Source organism: Nostoc sp. (genome assembly GCF_054880495.1).
In genome coordinates this window covers 17,086-32,561 of sequence record NZ_JBTYKD010000134.1, presented here as the reverse complement: position 1 = coordinate 32,561, position 15,476 = coordinate 17,086, and the positions used below count along the sequence as shown (strand labels likewise).

Genomic DNA, 15,476 nt, shown 5'->3' with positions numbered 1-15,476 from the left:
AAATCAAAGTTTAGAGATATTTTGCGTCAGTCCTAGTTAGGAGTTAAAATTCATAACTCTTAACTCCTAACTCTTCTAACCGTTGGAGTTGAATTTGATGCAAGCGTGGGCCAACAATTGACACGACAGTGAATTCGAGATTTTGATAACAGAAGGTTTCGCCTTTGGCAGGAATTTTCTGGAGCTGATACAGCAAAAAGCCTCCTAGTGTTTGATATTCTCTTGTCAAGGGCAAATTGAGATGTAAAATCTCATTCAGGTCTTCGAGGTTGATTTGTGCCTGCACCAAAAATTTATGCTTATCTAACATCTGAATCAGTAAGTCGTCACTAGTTTCAGCTTCGCTGGCGTCGCCAATGATTTCGGCAATGACATCTTTAATTGTCACTAGTCCCACAGTACCGCCAAATTCATTCACTACCATGACCATAGCTGGTTTCTCTTGTTGCATCATTGGCAAAAGTTCACTCAAGGACGTGTGTTTTGGAACAAATCGGACTGGACGCATCCAAGGTTGGATTTGTGTCTCCAGACTTAGCTTTCCTAGAGCCAAAGGTTGTGCCAAATCTTTAAAATAAACAATGCCGCGAACATCGTCTAAAGATTCACCAATCACCGGATAGCGAGAATAACCAGTAGAAGCCATTTCCTTGAGTAATGTCTGGAAGGTAGCATCTTTTGGCAGCACGACAATACTGGTGCGGGGGATCATCACATCTTGGGCCATGACATCCCCAAACTCAAAGACATTATTGAGCAATTCTCGCTCTGAACGCTGTAAACCGGTAGACCCCCATTCTGTAGAGATAATCAGTTGCAATTCTTCGGGAGTCACAGGCGGCCTCCAGCCTTGACCTGTGTATTGGATGCCAAAAACACGCAACAAGCAACGAGTTGATTGGTTGAGAATCCAGATGAAGGGGCCAAAAAAACGCACGATCGCTTTTACTGAAGGCCCCAAAAACCTAGCTAGCTGTTCTGAGTAGAGCATAGCTAAGGATTTGGGACATAGTTCTCCGATCACAATTTGCAAATAGGCAATCAAGAAAAAGGTGATGGGAATTGATAGGGAATGGGCGATGAAGGTAGTCATCCCAATAGGTAAAGGCCAGGATTTTAACCATGTATTTACCAGCACGACTATCGTACTTTCTCCAATCCATCCCAGTGCCAAACTAGAAAGGGTAATGCCTAACTGGGTGGTAGATAGTAGTCGGTCAATACTACGTTGTAGCATATCCACAGCGATCGCGGGAATATCCCCAGCCTTAACTAGCTGGTGAATACGCGATCGCCGCACACTCACCATCGAAAATTCCGCCGTCACAAAAAAGGCATTTATGGCAATCAGCAGCAACACTGACAACAACCGCAGCGCCACGTCTGTCCAAATTAAATTAGGAAAACCACTTACCACCAAAGCTCGTGTAAAACTCACGCCCTCCATTTAAGGGAATTGGGGAATGGGGAGATAAGGAGAATAACTATGCCCAATGCCCCATGCCCCATGCCCAATGCCCAATCCCCAATCTCCAATGCCCAATCTACCTTTGTACAGGAATATTCGATGCCTCTAGCTTTAATTCTTGAGCCGGATAATCAGTGAGAGCAAGTGATATCTTCTTGACATCATCAAGTAAAGCTGTGGGAATGCTCACTGTACCGGAAAATGTTGGTCCATTTGCAGGCAATTCTGTTGGTAAACCCTCTGTACTAGCACTCAGAGTTCGTCCTTTATCATCGGTAACATCTAAAAAACTATACAAGAAGCGCACAGAATCTTTACCTTTGTTCTGCATTTTCACTTTCAGTAGCAAATCACCACCAGAGTAGCGGACAGATTGCACAGACATGGTTACACCCTCACTCTGGGCAATAACCGGAAAACCTGGCTGGAGTTTTTCTTCAACCACTTGTGGGCGTTTTTCCTCTGGTTTCTGCTTGCTGCTATTGGTTTCTTCATCATCTTCCTCTAGGTTTTCCGATTTAGCCGCCTTGGTCTTACCCTCAATTCGCGCCTTGACAATTTTCAGGATCTCTTGCTCTTTTAATAGCACTAGTCCTGTCTGTTGGGAGCTATTTGTCTTATTGGTGGCAAATTTGGTTGTCGGACGCCCATCTGGTGTAGTAACGCCTTTAAGTGCTGAACTCCCCAGTTGAAACCCCAAAAACGCGCTCACAGAACCTGCTCCTAACATCAGGATTAACAAAATCAAAGTAAGAAGTACAGTAGAACTTATTTTCATCGCTGACAAGCTATCACAAAAGAATGCTGGTCTATTTAAGAATAGTGAAGCTTTTGACCTCAATCCTTAAAGGAACTTAATCAATATTAGTTTGCACTATTTTATGATTAAACTATGTAGTATAAAAATCTGGTAAATTATTGTCCAGTATTCACAGGCGGTAAATTTGTGCTATAATCATCCAATTGGCTAGACTCAGGGCATTGAGGTATTTTCCTCACTCTAAAATTAGCAAATCAGGTTGACCTAAAAGTTAAAGTAATTGACTCATAGGAACCCAAAACCCAACAAAACAAGCGCCTTTGGCCGATTGGGGAGGCAGCGAACTCATAATTCGCCTTCAGGCTGGTTCGATTCCAGCAGGGCGCACTAAATCCTAAATCAGCAAAAACCATTGACACTCCCCGCGAGTAGAACGACGGGGATTCTTGAATCTAAGACATGGCTTGCTCATGCAGGATTACTCCAGCAAGAGTAGTGGCCGCATCTCCCCAAGCGGGGAAAAGCGTCTAGCGCAAAGGTTCCGGTATGCCCTACCGTACCCAATCCCGACTAAGGATATTTCTAGCCGCGTTTTCAACCCTATCCATCAAACAACCACATTTACAAGCATGGGTTCGAGTAGAGGAAAATTTTTATAACTCCTAACTCTTAACTCCCAACTCCTAACTACCACTCCCCACTCCCCACTTCCCACTCTCCATTACCCCTTATCCCCAGAGGGGGCCCCACCTTCCCCACTCCCCAATTTTACGGAGGTGATAAAGTTTCAAACGTGAATTCAGTTCCCACTTTGAGTTTGTTGCTATTGACACGTGGAGACATCATCAGCGATGTGTCATAAGGATTTGGTAAATCAGGAGTGCGAATATAAGGATCGTTGCTAACTTGCTGAGTCAGGACATCACGATATAAAGTGTTAAGCAACTCAGCATCGTGGGCAATTTCATTTTCTGGGAAGGAACCACCGAAACTGGAACCAATTCCTAGAAATGAGTCTAGCTGACGCTTGAGGCTACCATTTTCGTAGAAATTGCGATCGTGACTAAAAAAAGCTCGTTCAAATACATCATTTGTAGTTTCATAATTGGGTGTTTGTATTTGGGCAGATGCAACACAGGGAAAAGCAATACCAGCAGCAAGCAGCACTAATAAACCACCAAGGGTTTTTAATTTTATACGCACGTTTCTGACTCCTCAATTTTTGGGCAATCTTAATTTATGCTTAAGTTCAGAACTCTGATGAGTTCAACCTTTGGTGTAGCACAACTTTTAATGTTTTGTAATGACGTATCCTACTGAAACTCTTACCCACTCAGATATTTGGGCAACCACTGCTGATTTCACTACCTTGCGCCACAAGTTACTAGATTTATTTTGCCAACTTGCTTATCAAGAGGGTGATTTTCTCCTCTCTTCTGGGCTGCGTAGTTCTTATTATGTCAACAAGACACAAGTAACACTCCATCCTCAAGGCGCTTTGGCAGTTGGAAGATTACTGTTTCCTTTGTTACCCGTTGATACACAGGCTGTCGGTGGTTTAACAATGGGGGCTGACCCAATTGTGACAGCAGTGAGTGTAGTTTCTGTTTATGAAAACCGACCAATACCAGCGCTGATTATTCGCAAGGAAGCCAAGGGTTATGGGACGAGAGCTTATATAGAAGGACCCAGTTTACCAGAAGGTGCAAAAGTAGTAGTTTTGGAAGATGTGGTTACAACTGGGCAATCTGCTCTGAAAGCGGTTGAGCGTCTTAAAGATGCAGGTTATACCGTAAATCAAGTAATTTCACTGGTGGATAGACAGCAAGGCGGAGGTGAGTTGTACCAGTCAGTTGGGTTGAAGTTTGAAACTTTGTTTTCGATTCAGGAAGTTCAGGAACGCTTCCGACATCTTGCAAATTCATGAACAATAAGACTTGTGTAACCTCGTTCCCAGTCTTCAGACTGGGAATGTATTCCGAGAGGGCTGCTGCCTCTGGTCAAGAAACAGGAGGCCGCAGCCCCCCAGAGTAGTTTCCCAGCCTGGAGGCTCTTAAGCAGTCAGGGCAAGGGCTGTATCTTAACTTAGTGCCATTCGGACTTCTACTAATTCGTAATTCGTAATTAGTACAAGTTCTGAGTTTGAAACAATAGGGTTCAGTTCAAGACTATAGAACTAGTATTTGATTTTTGAAATGCACGTAGTGGACCCTCTAGGCTAAAATAGTGCATTAGACGTAGGTTGGGTGGAGCGGAGCGCAACCCAACTGATTATCAGGATGTTGGCTTTGGCAAAGCCTCCAACGCCACTTGCTACAACGCGGGAAACCCGCGCAACGCAGTGGCTCCCCAACCTACAATTTTTTTCCAACATTCTAGCCAAGAGTGGCTACTACAAGACTACCGAGATTTTTTCATAAATCAAATATGATTTATATATAATATAGACTTAAGCACTTACGGATTAATAGAAAATAGGAACTTAAATTAATCGGGTAAAAAGTCTTGATCCAAGTATTCATACGCACTTATACATTCATAAATTAAATGTCGACATTTCACAAAATAATGTCGCATTTTTTAGCTAGAGTTCTTTTACACAAGGGTATTGTTTATTCTTACCAAATAATACCAAACACCGGGTTTTTACGCAGATTTCTAAGACAAATGTATCTTTGAATTGCGAATTCTTACGTAGGCATCGCTCTTTTAAAAAAACTTTTTGGTTTATTGAGCATCGGTTTGAGCAAATTCTTCAAATAATTCAAGGTAATTTTCCTTGTCTGAATTTTTAACTTAGATAGATTCACAATTTTTTGATTTCCAAAACCCCTAACCTCAACTATGGATTCACCAAATCCTATCTCACTCTCTTGGCTGAGCCCTTCAGCACTGAAGGCTTTAGAAGTTTACAGTGAGGAATCGGTGTATGCCCCCGGTTATATTCAGCCACATGGATTGTTGCTGATGCTGCAAGAGCCAGACCTCAAAATCTTGCAGATTAGTGAAAATGTGGAACAGTTTTTTGGGATTTCGGCAGAAGCCTTGCTGGGTCAACCCTTACAACGTTTGTTTTCCGACGCTCAAGTGCAGCGAATTGCTGGGTATCTAGCTCAAGATAACCTAGAGCTTTACAATCTATTTAAGCTAAAAACGCGGCGAAGGGTTGACCAGACTGGTTCGCAAGGGAAAAATCAGACATTCAGAGGTGTGATGTACCGGACGGTAGATGGGTTGACCTTGGAACTAGAACCTCAGGGAACCATCCAAAGCACCCATTCAATCCAATTTTATCACAACGTGGAAGCCGCGATCGCTAATCTCCGTAATGCCACGAACCTGACGAATCTGGCTCAAACCGTTGCCAGAGAGGTGAAAGCAATGACTGGGTTTGATCGGGTGATGATCTACCGCTTTGAGGCAGACGACAGTGGTGTGGTGATTGCGGAGGAGAAACCGAGGCATCTAGAAAGCTACCTGGGACTGCACTATTTGATGATAGACATTCCCGCGCCAGCCCGTAAGTTATTTTACCGCAGCTGGATGCGATTTGTTCCCGATATCAATTACACCCCTGTCAAACTGATTCCCACCAATTATCCTCTGACGAATACACCCCTTGATCTGAGTAATTCTGTGTTAAGAGGAGTGTATCCCTGTCACATTGAATACTTACAGAATATGGGGGTTGCTGGGTCGATGACGATTTCGTTGATCAACGACAAACGCCTCTGGGGATTAATTGCCTGTCACCACTACAGCCCGAAACTAGTGGATTATGAAACTCGCAAAGCCTGTGAATTTTTAGGACAGTTTGCCTCAATGGAACTAGTGCATCAGCAAGAACGAGAATTGCATGTTTACCAAAGGCAGCTGAAAGCGATTGAGCATGAACTACAACAGACGTTCTTGCAGGAGTCCAATTTTATTGAGCAAGTGTTGACCCGAAATAGTTCTCAATTACTGGATCTAGCTCATGCTCAAGGAGCCGCGATTTTGCTTGATGGTCATCTGACATTAGTTGGTCAAACGCCATCAGTTACGGAGGTGCAGGAGCTTGTGACGTGGTTGATGCAACACAAGGAGGAATCAGTGTTTGCTACCAATTCCCTCTCACGTTTATATCCAGAAGCAAAGGCATTCAAAGATCAAGCCAGCGGCCTCCTGGCAATTTCAATCTTATTGAACCATATTAAACAAAAGTCTTACCACATTCTCTGGTTTCGACCGGAGCAAATCCAGACTGTGAATTGGGCGGGCAACCCCCTGGATGCAATCACAATCAAGGAAATTGGAGAGATGGAATTGTCTGCCCGGAAGTCGTTTGCAATGTGGAGGGAAACCGTGCTGGAAACTTCCTTGCCTTGGGAGGTGGCGGAGTTGGAAGTTGCTACTGAGATGCGAAATATGCTGATATTGGTAGTGCTGGAGTTTTCTCAGACAGCCCTAAAACAAGCCGCAGAAGAAGCCGCGATCGCCAGCCGCATTAAAAGCCAGTTCCTTGCTAAAATGAGCCACGAATTGCGGACTCCCCTCAATGCCATTTTGGGATTTACTCAGTTGATGAATCGCAACCAAAAGATTCCATCTGAGTTTCAAGAGGATTTAGGCATCATCAGCCGCAGTGGAAAACACTTGCTAACTCTGATCGATGATGTGCTGGAAATGTCTAAAATTGAAGCGGGTCAGTTACAGTTAACGGAAAGCTGTTTTGATTTGCACCACCTAATCTACTCGATCAGAGATATGGTTGGCCTCAAAGCTTTAGAGAAAGGAATTGATCTGATCATAGAGCGGCATCCCAGCGTTCCTCGCTATGTATATGGTGATGAGTCAAAACTGCTCCAAATTCTGCTCAACCTATTAAGCAATGCGATCAAATTTACGACAATAGGTAGTGTGACCCTGCGATTAGAAGCTTTGACTACGAGAGTAGGCAGCGTCAAGTCACTTGATTCAATTTCTACACATAATTCCCAACCAATCATCACCCTTCATCTGGAAGTTGAAGACACTGGATGTGGTATCGTTCAGTCCGATATCGAGACTGTGTTTAAACTCTTCACGCAAACAGAACTAGGTCGCGATGTTCAAGGTACAGGCTTAGGTTTATCGATTAGCCGTCAGTTGGCCCGTTTAATGGGTGGTGATATTACAGTGCGAAGCATCCTAAATCAGGGGTCAATCTTTATTTCTGAGATTTTATTGAGTCTGGTAAGCTCAGTAGATATCATCGCAAGCGAAACGACTCGCCCTGTTATTGGTTTGGAACCGGGACAGCCCAATTATCGGATTCTGGTGGTGGAAGACTTGAGAGAAAATCGCCAGTTGCTCGTCAGGCTATTGGAATTAGTTGGATTTAAGGTATGTGCAACCGAGAACGGAAAAGAAGCGATCGCTCTGTGGTCAGAATGGCATCCCCACCTAATTTTGATGGACATTCAAATGCCCGTGATGGATGGGTACGAGACTACCCGGCAAATTCGAGGGAGTGAGGGAGGTAAAGACGTCGTGATTATTGCGCTGACAGCCTATGCTTTTGAGGAAGACTACACCACCAGCACTCAGGTAGGCTGCAACGACCACATCACCAAACCATTTCTAGAAAGTGTCCTATTTGATAAGATGGCACACTACTTGGGAGTCCGCTACCGCTACCGCGAAGAAGCTGTACCGACCTTAGACCAGCAAACCTTATCTCATAAATCCCTAACTGCCAAAGATTTACAGGTAATGTCACCAGAGTGGATTATTTTGGTGTATCAAGCCGCTCTAGATCTCAATGATGCCGAACTCTACAATCTCATTGCTCAAATCCCTAACCAGGAGCAAGTTCTTACCAATGCTCTAAAATATCTGGTGGATAACTTTCAGTTGGAAGCGATAGCAATTCTAAGCCAAACTCAGGAAAAAGACTATGGCTAATTTTCTTAAACCCTCTTCGGAAACAAATATCCTCATTGTGGACGATGCCCCCGACAATCTACGGTTATTAATCAAAATATTAGAGTCGGAGGGTTATATCATCCGTAAATCCCTCAACGGGAAAATGGCATTACAAGCTGCTTATCGACATCCACCGGATCTGATTCTGCTTGACATATTTATGCCCGAAATGAGTGGCTTTGAAGTTTGTCAACAGTTGAAAGGATCAAAAATAACAGACCAAATTCCCATTATTTTTATTAGTATCCTTGACCAAATCAAAGATAAAGTGGAGGCATTTAAACTGGGTGGACAAGACTATATCACCAAGCCCTTTCAGGAACTTGAAGTGCTCATGCGAGTCAGAAACCAGCTACTCATCAAACAGCAACACCAAAAACTTGCTGAACAAAATCAACACCTAGAGCATGAAGTTCGCGAACGCCTGAAGGCTGAAGCAGAGGTCAGACAGCTATCCCTAACTGATGAGTTGACAGGACTCTATAATCGACGTGGTTTCTTTTGGTTGGCAAATCAGCAATTCAAAATTGCCCAACGCACACAAATGTTCTGCTGTCTTTTGTTTATTGATATAGATGGTTTAAAGCAGATTAATGACTCTCTAGGGCATAAAAAAGGAGACAGAATGCTTGTTGACACAGCCCAATTACTAAAGCAAACCTTCCGTGATTCGGATATTATTGCCCGTATAGGAGGAGATGAATTTTTAGTCTTAGTTTCTGTCGAGTTCAACAATACAGATGAATTTTATCCTCGATTGCAAGCAAGTATTGATCACTATAATCAAGAGCATAATTACTCACCTAAATTATCCATAAGTTTTGGTGTGACACAATGTGCCTTAAATGCAAAGGTTTCACTAGAACAATTGATAGAAGAGGCTGACAAGCTAATGTATGAGGATAAACGCACTAAACGTTCCCCAAATCATAAATTGTTCTATTGAAAGTAGAAATATCGACAGTATAATAGACTTATTGCAAAAGTCAAAAACCCACCTGAAAATTTATTTTCCTTTCTTATAGCTCAAGTCGCTTTAAACCAACTGATGACAGTGATTTTAGTCCGTTGAAATAGAGTTTTGCTATTAACCAGGAACCTGAGTCTCTGGCGGTTCAAGTATTTTCGCAGTAGGTTTAATTAATCGGGTAAAAAGTCTTCGTCTAAGCATTCATACGCACTAAAGGGAGACTCAACAGGAAAAGTATCAACAAAAGCCAGCAGCGGGATTTGAACTCGCGACCTTCCGATTACAAGTCGGATGCACTACCACTGTGCTATGCTGGCAAACTTCGCGATTGCTCTCAATATAGCAACCACAATTTATAATTGTACCATAATCAACCTATTTGTCTAGATGCGATCGCTAAAAAATATCTGACTCTTCAGAAATTAGGCTAGAAAACCAGAGATTTTGGCAATATCACTGCTTTTGTGCGCCTAGATGGTTAAGTTGGCGTAGCAATTGTGATGAATTAACACGCCTGGTAAAGCAACAAAAATATATAATTGTTCTTTACATATCATAAGCATGGCAGTGTTGATCGGACGAGATTTATTAAGTCTGGCGGACATCAGTCCAACAGAACTTCAAGAACTCCTGCAATTGGCAACTCAACTTAAATCACAACAGTTGAAGTTGCAGTGTAATAAAGTTTTGGGGTTGTTGTTCTCCAAAGCTTCAACTCGCACGCGGGTAAGTTTTACTGTGGCGATGTATCAACTGGGGGGACAGGTAATCGATCTTAACCCCAATGTCACTCAAGTTAGTCGCGGGGAACCTTTGCAGGATACGGCGCGGGTGTTAGATCGATATCTGGATATTTTGGCAATTCGCACTTTTGCACAGCAGGATTTGGAAATTTTTGCTAACTATGCCAAAATTCCGGTAATTAATGCGCTGACTGATGCAGAACATCCCTGTCAGGTATTAGCGGATTTATTGACGATTCAAGAAGGCTTTGGCACCCTTTCTGGGTTAACTTTAACCTACGTGGGTGATGGGAATAATGTGGCTAATTCTCTGATGTTGGGCTGTGCTTTGGTAGGGATGAATGTTAGAATTGCTACCCCTAGCGGATATGAGCCAGATTCTAGAATTGTAGAACAAGCAAGAGCGATCGCTAATCACAAAACTGAAGTCCTCCTCACTCATGATCCAGAATTAGCAGCCAAGGGCGCTGCTGTACTTTATACTGATGTTTGGGCAAGTATGGGGCAAGAAGCAGAAGCAGGCGATCGGATGCCAATTTTCCAGCCTTACCAAATTTCGGAACAGCTATTGAGCCTTGCTGATCCAGAGGCAATTGTTTTACACTGTTTACCAGCCCATCGTGGTGAAGAAATTACCGAGGCAGTTATTGAAGGTTCCCAATCACGAGTTTGGGAACAGGCAGAAAATCGCTTGCACGCCCAAAAAGCTTTGCTTGCCAGTATCTTAGGGGCAGAATGAAAGGAGTTAGGAGTTAGGAGAGACGCGATTAATCGCGTCTGTACGGGTGTTAGGAGAGACGCGATTAATCTGTGTCTGTACAGGAGTTTGGAGAGACGCGATTAATCTGTGTCTGTACAGGAGTTTGGAGAGACGCGATTAATCTGTGTCTGTACAGGTGTTTGGAGTCAGAATAACGAGTGTGCAATCGGCTCCTGACTACTTTTTGGTTAAAAATCCTAAATAAGGGACTTCCAAATAAAAAAATATCCAACTATTTATTGTGGGGTGGGCGTCTCGCCCGCCCAGTAACCAAAGGCTCTCGTGTCGCCCACCCCACAAGTAGTAGTAATTTATTTCTTGGAAGTCCCTAAATAGGTAAAAGGAAAGAGAATATTCTTTGTTTTGCCTTTTATATTTTTACTTTTCTCTTGTTATGGGGAGTTTTTTGTAGTACTAATGTTCTAGAGACATTTATAATTACTTCCCGCAAATTTATGGAACGTCTAACGGAAGCTCAACAAGAACTTTACGAATGGGTGACAGAATACATTCGATCGCACCAGCATTCGCCTTCAATTCGGCAAATGATGCAAGCGATGAATTTAAAGTCACCAGCACCAATTCAAAGTCGCTTAGAACATTTACGCACTAAAGGATATATAGAATGGACTGAAGGCCAAGCGCGAACAATTCGGATTTTGCGTGCTGTTAAGCAAGGTGTACCAATTTTGGGGACGATCGCTGCTGGTGGTTTAATAGAACCGTTTACTGATGCTGTAGATCATTTAGACTTTTCTAATTTCTCATTACCTCCCCAAACCTATGCTTTGCGGGTAGCTGGCGATAGCATGATTGAAGATTTAATTGCTGATGGTGATGTCGTATTCCTGCGTCCAGTAGCAGAACCAAATCATTTAAAAAATGGTACCATCGTCGCTGCCAGAGTTGATGGATTCGGTACGACATTAAAACGTTTTTATCGCCAAGGCGATCGCGTTACCCTAAAACCAGCAAATCCTAAGTATAATCCCATTGAAGTCAGTGCTATGCAAGTGCAGGTGCAAGGTTCACTTATTGGTGTTTGGCGCGGTTACAACTGAGTAGTAAACTACCCACCACCAATTGCTAAGAGCAATATGGTGGGGGCTTTAAAGCCCAGAGTTTACCCGACTAAGTGTTAAATCACTACGATTTTTGGGTCATCTTACCTACAAATACGCAGCCAGTTTGTAGCACCGCAGTCGCCACAAACTCCTCCACCCCCACAAGGCGCTGCTCTCTAAGGTTAACAGTTAAACAGAATCATTGGGTTTGAGTCCGTGCTGTTAGCGTAAAAAGCCTTTAAATCATTGTCCAGGCTAACTTTACCCGCAAGGAGGGACTTCATGTCCAAAATATTTGTCATTGACCAAAACAAACGTCCATTACATCCAATTCATCCAGCACAGGCACGACAGTTATTAAGAAATGCAGTCGCAGCAATTTATAGACAATTCCCATTTACTTTAATTTTGAAAGAGTCACGTTCTAAATCTCCTGTTTTACATTTGAGACTAAAAATTGACCCTGGCGCAAAATTCACTGGACTCGCATTAGTCAACGATGCAAGTGGAGAGGTTGTATTTGCAGCAGAATTAAAGCACAGAGGCTTTGCGATTAGAGATGCTTTAACATCTAGACGACAACTAAGACGTGGCAGACGAGCAAGAAAAACTCGTTATAGAAAACCAAGATTTTTGAATAGAACTCGTCCACAAGGATGGCTAGCACCTAGCCTACAAAGTCGTGTTGATAATATCAAAACTTGGGTTGAGAAGTTCTGTCAATTTGCACCAATCACAGTTATCAGTCAAGAGCTAGTACGCTTTGATATGCAGCTAATGGTCAATCCCGACGTTCAGGGTAAAGAATATCAACAGGGAACTTTGGCGGGTTACGAAACGAGAGAATATTTATTAGAAAAGTGGAATAGACAATGCGCTTACTGTGGTGTCAAAGATATCCCTTTTCAGGTTGAACATATTCATGCAAGAGCAAAAGGGGGTAGTAATTCGATTACAAATTTAACGCTAAGTTGCGAAAAATGTAATGTCAAAAAAGGGACTAAAGATATCAAAGATTTTCTTAAAAAAGACCCCTCAAGATTAGAGAAAATCTTGAAACAGGCTAAAAAACCATTGGCAGATGCAGCAGCCGTTAATGCAACTCGGTGGGCATTGTTAGAAGTTTTGAAAGCAACTGGATTACCAGTAGAAACTGGTTCAGGAGGTTTAACCAAGTTTAATCGCAGTCAACAAAAGCTCGAAAAAACTCACTGGTTAGATGCCGCCTGTGTCGGTAAATCAACTCCTGAATTGATTATCAAAGATGTTAAACCATTGTTAATTTCAGCTAATGGGCATGGTTCTAGGCAATCATGTCGCACAGACAAATTTGGTTTTCCCAATAGACACGTACCTAGAGAGAAAATACATTTTGGCTTTCAAACTGGCGACATTGTTAAGTCTTTAGTTACTACTGGTAAAAAACTTGGTAACTATGTTGGAAAAGTGGCTATTCGTTCATCAGGCAGTTTCAATATTTCAACCAAGAACGGATTGATTCAAGGAATATCTCACAAATTTTGTAAACGTATTCATGCAAAAGATGGTTATTCGTATGCAATTTAAACCCAAGAAATTAGGAATTACTCAACTATCTCCTGATTTTTTTGTGCTAGCGCACAAAATTAATCACTCCTATGTTTCGTAATTCCCCCTCCATTCCTCCCGCCACTGATTCCGAGTACAGAATTCAGTGGGGGTCTCCTGGAGGTTTTAGATGAATGGGGAGTAGGGAGTGGAGGAGGTGGGGGAGATGTGGGAGAAATAACTAATGCCCAATACTTCTCTTCTTAGGCTGCGCCAACGACTTCTCTACGAGACGCTACGCGAACGCTCAGTACAAGTGCCCAATGCCCATTTGCTTATATATATGTACCTGACGCCAAATCCAGTGCAGCAACTGCCCACTTTCCGGTTGAAATTACCAATTGCAAGGGAAAGTCAGGGCAGTTATTACACTCTGCAACCATTACCAGGATGCCCAAGAATGCCTCCGTCTCTGCAATTGCGGCAATATCAGCGAGAAGCGATCGCTAGCTGGTTTACCAACAATGGCAGAGGGACGCTGAAAATGGCTACTGGTAGTGGTAAAACGATTACTGCACTAGCGATCGCTTGTGAATTATATCAGCAGATTAATTTACAAGTGTTGTTGGTGGTGTGTCCCTACCGCCATCTCGTCACCCAATGGGCGCGAGAATGTGAAAAATTTAATTTGCAACCCATTTTAGCTTTCGAGAATTTACGCACTTGGCAAAGTCAACTTTCGACGCAAATTTATAATCTGCGTTCTGGTTCTCAACGGTTTGTCACGGTGATTACTACGAATTCCACTTTAATTGGAGATGGGTTTGGATCTCAACTCAAATATTTTCCCGCCAAAACTTTAATTATTGGGGATGAGGCGCATAATTTAGGCGCACCTAAGTTAGAAGAAAGTTTACCGCGCAATGTTGGGTTGAGACTAGCTTTATCTGCCACACCGGAGAGGTATTTTGATGATTTTGGTACGCAATCTCTATTTGATTATTTTGGCCCGGTTCTCCAACCAGAGTTCACTTTAAGGGATGCGCTCGCTCAAGGTGCTTTGGTACATTATTTGTATTATCCGGTGTTGGTAGAGTTAACTGAAGCAGAAAGCATTGCCTATTTAAAGTTAACTAAAAGAATTGGGCGATCACTACTTTATCGAGCTCGAGAAAATCGGCAAGCGGGATTTGAAGACAATGAAGATTTAAAGCCGTTGTTGATGCAAAGAGCAAGATTAATTGGGGCGGCGGAAAATAAATTAAATGCTTTACGGGATTTAATGGCAACTCGCCGCGAAACGACTCACACTCTTTTTTATTGTAGCGATGGTTCACAAGATGCGGGACAACGTTCATCTCTACGCCAACTTAAAGCTGTTGCTAAAATTCTGGGGGTGGATTTAGGGTATAAGGTAAGCACCTATACAGCCCAAACATCTTTACAAGAAAGGGAAATATTGCGTCGTCAATTTGAAAGCGGTGAGTTGCAGGGTTTGGTGGCAATTCGTTGTTTAGATGAAGGTGTCGATATTCCGGCAATTCAAACTGCGGTGATTTTATCAAGTTCTGGTAATCCCCGCCAATTTATCCAACGACGGGGGCGAGTTTTACGTCCTCATCCTGCTAAGGAACGCGCTACTATATTTGATATGATTGTTTTGCCACCAGATTTAGATAGAGAAACTATAGAAGTTGAGCGTAATCTTTTGAAAAAGGAATTGCGTCGCTTTGTGGAATTTGCTGATTTGGCCGATAACGCGGGCGTTGCCAGAATGAAATTACTGAATTTACAAAAACGATATGGTTTATTAGATATTTGATGATAACAATATTAAATCATTTGTGAAAAGTTAGATCCCCGACAACTTTTACGAAGTCGGGGATCTTCGTCCTGCAATTCTCATAACTCATCTAGGATTGCTATATCTGTATTATTTTGTAAAAATTTTTCGAGTTTAGAAAAAAGAAGCATTAAGTATGAAATAATAAAATTATGACTTTGATTATAATCGGATATAAATAAAAATTTTAAAGTTAGTTGCATTCCATTATAAATTAGATTGTTACTATAAATAATAACAGAAACCGATTAAAGAATAAAGTGGTTTTTCAAAGGAAATTATAAATATGCAAAAACTATTTTTTCCAAAAATTAAAGATAACACAAACAGTGGGTTTACGGAGGTAAATGCAGCACTAGAGGAAGTTAAAATATAGAAAAAGTATATTTTCTAAT

10 protein-coding genes and 2 tRNA genes are annotated in these 15,476 nt (G+C 42.3%); 8 read left to right on the top strand and 4 right to left on the bottom strand.

The features are described from left to right. Positions 1-43: 43 nt before the first annotated feature. Both ACYTXL_RS14305 and ACYTXL_RS14300 read right to left on the bottom strand, forming a co-directional pair. Positions 44-1,447, bottom strand: a complete 1,404-nt coding sequence (locus ACYTXL_RS14305; protein WP_461925313.1) for a hemolysin family protein — start codon at positions 1,445-1,447, stop codon at positions 44-46. 97 nt (positions 1,448-1,544) lie between these two features. After that, positions 1,545-2,246, bottom strand: coding sequence for a hypothetical protein (locus ACYTXL_RS14300; RefSeq protein WP_461925312.1), 702 nt, complete (start codon positions 2,244-2,246; stop codon positions 1,545-1,547). A gap of 296 nt (positions 2,247-2,542) precedes the next feature. On the opposite strand from ACYTXL_RS14300, the gene ACYTXL_RS14295 reads away from it, so the two are divergent. After that, positions 2,543-2,615 (top strand) — tRNA-Ile (locus tag ACYTXL_RS14295). Positions 2,616-2,996: 381 nt separating this feature from the next. Here ACYTXL_RS14295 and ACYTXL_RS14290 read toward each other — a convergent pair. Continuing rightward, positions 2,997-3,431, bottom strand: a complete 435-nt coding sequence (locus ACYTXL_RS14290; protein ID WP_461925311.1) for a hypothetical protein — start codon at positions 3,429-3,431, stop codon at positions 2,997-2,999. A 100-nt stretch (positions 3,432-3,531) separates the two neighbouring features. Between ACYTXL_RS14290 and pyrE the strand changes: the two genes are divergently transcribed. The 3 genes from pyrE to ACYTXL_RS14275 all read left to right on the top strand — a co-directional run bounded on the left by pyrE (position 3,532) and on the right by ACYTXL_RS14275 (position 9,120). Next, on the top strand, positions 3,532-4,155 hold the full coding sequence (pyrE, locus tag ACYTXL_RS14285) for an orotate phosphoribosyltransferase (RefSeq protein WP_461925310.1): 624 nt from the start codon (positions 3,532-3,534) through the stop codon (positions 4,153-4,155). Between the two features lie 917 nt (positions 4,156-5,072). Next, a complete protein-coding gene (locus ACYTXL_RS14280; RefSeq protein WP_461925309.1) occupies positions 5,073-8,153 on the top strand; it encodes a response regulator in 3,081 nt (1,026 codons plus the stop codon). After that, positions 8,146-9,120, top strand: coding sequence for a GGDEF domain-containing response regulator (locus tag ACYTXL_RS14275; protein WP_461925308.1), 975 nt, complete (start codon positions 8,146-8,148; stop codon positions 9,118-9,120). Before ACYTXL_RS14280 ends, ACYTXL_RS14275 begins: the two co-directional genes overlap by 8 nt. Positions 9,121-9,389: 269 nt before the next feature. Here the strand turns inward: ACYTXL_RS14275 and ACYTXL_RS14270 are convergent. Further along, positions 9,390-9,461: transfer RNA gene (locus ACYTXL_RS14270), tRNA-Thr, on the bottom strand. Between the two features lie 244 nt (positions 9,462-9,705). Between ACYTXL_RS14270 and argF the strand changes: the two genes are divergently transcribed. The 4 genes from argF to ACYTXL_RS14250 all read left to right on the top strand — a co-directional run bounded on the left by argF (position 9,706) and on the right by ACYTXL_RS14250 (position 15,060). After that, positions 9,706-10,626, top strand: a complete 921-nt coding sequence (gene argF / locus ACYTXL_RS14265) for an ornithine carbamoyltransferase (RefSeq protein WP_461925307.1) — start codon at positions 9,706-9,708, stop codon at positions 10,624-10,626. 476 nt (positions 10,627-11,102) lie between these two features. Continuing rightward, positions 11,103-11,708, top strand: coding sequence for a transcriptional repressor LexA (lexA, locus tag ACYTXL_RS14260; RefSeq protein ID WP_461925306.1), 606 nt, complete (start codon positions 11,103-11,105; stop codon positions 11,706-11,708). Between the two features lie 285 nt (positions 11,709-11,993). Continuing rightward, the gene (iscB, locus tag ACYTXL_RS14255) at positions 11,994-13,277 is read left to right on the top strand and encodes an RNA-guided endonuclease IscB (protein WP_461925305.1); all 1,284 of its coding nucleotides are present in this window, start codon (positions 11,994-11,996) and stop codon (positions 13,275-13,277) included. Positions 13,278-13,581: 304 nt separating this feature from the next. Beyond that, complete coding sequence (locus ACYTXL_RS14250) at positions 13,582-15,060, top strand: DNA phosphorothioation system restriction enzyme (protein ID WP_461925314.1); 1,479 nt, start codon at positions 13,582-13,584, stop codon at positions 15,058-15,060. The last annotated feature ends 416 nt before the right edge of the window (positions 15,061-15,476 follow it).

Excerpts from the sequence above, each read along its gene's own strand:
- ACYTXL_RS14305 (WP_461925313.1), bottom strand. The coding sequence starts at position 1,447 with ATGGAGGGCGTGAGTTTTACACGAGCTTTGGTGGTAAGTGGTTTTCCT.
- ACYTXL_RS14300 (WP_461925312.1), bottom strand. The coding sequence starts at position 2,246 with ATGAAAATAAGTTCTACTGTACTTCTTACTTTGATTTTGTTAATCCTG.
- pyrE (WP_461925310.1), top strand. The coding sequence starts at position 3,532 with ATGACGTATCCTACTGAAACTCTTACCCACTCAGATATTTGGGCAACC.
- ACYTXL_RS14280 (WP_461925309.1), top strand. The coding sequence starts at position 5,073 with ATGGATTCACCAAATCCTATCTCACTCTCTTGGCTGAGCCCTTCAGCA.
- ACYTXL_RS14275 (WP_461925308.1), top strand. The coding sequence starts at position 8,146 with ATGGCTAATTTTCTTAAACCCTCTTCGGAAACAAATATCCTCATTGTG.
- argF (WP_461925307.1), top strand. The coding sequence starts at position 9,706 with ATGGCAGTGTTGATCGGACGAGATTTATTAAGTCTGGCGGACATCAGT.
- lexA (WP_461925306.1), top strand. The coding sequence starts at position 11,103 with ATGGAACGTCTAACGGAAGCTCAACAAGAACTTTACGAATGGGTGACA.
- iscB (WP_461925305.1), top strand. The coding sequence starts at position 11,994 with ATGTCCAAAATATTTGTCATTGACCAAAACAAACGTCCATTACATCCA.
- ACYTXL_RS14250 (WP_461925314.1), top strand. The coding sequence starts at position 13,582 with ATGTACCTGACGCCAAATCCAGTGCAGCAACTGCCCACTTTCCGGTTG.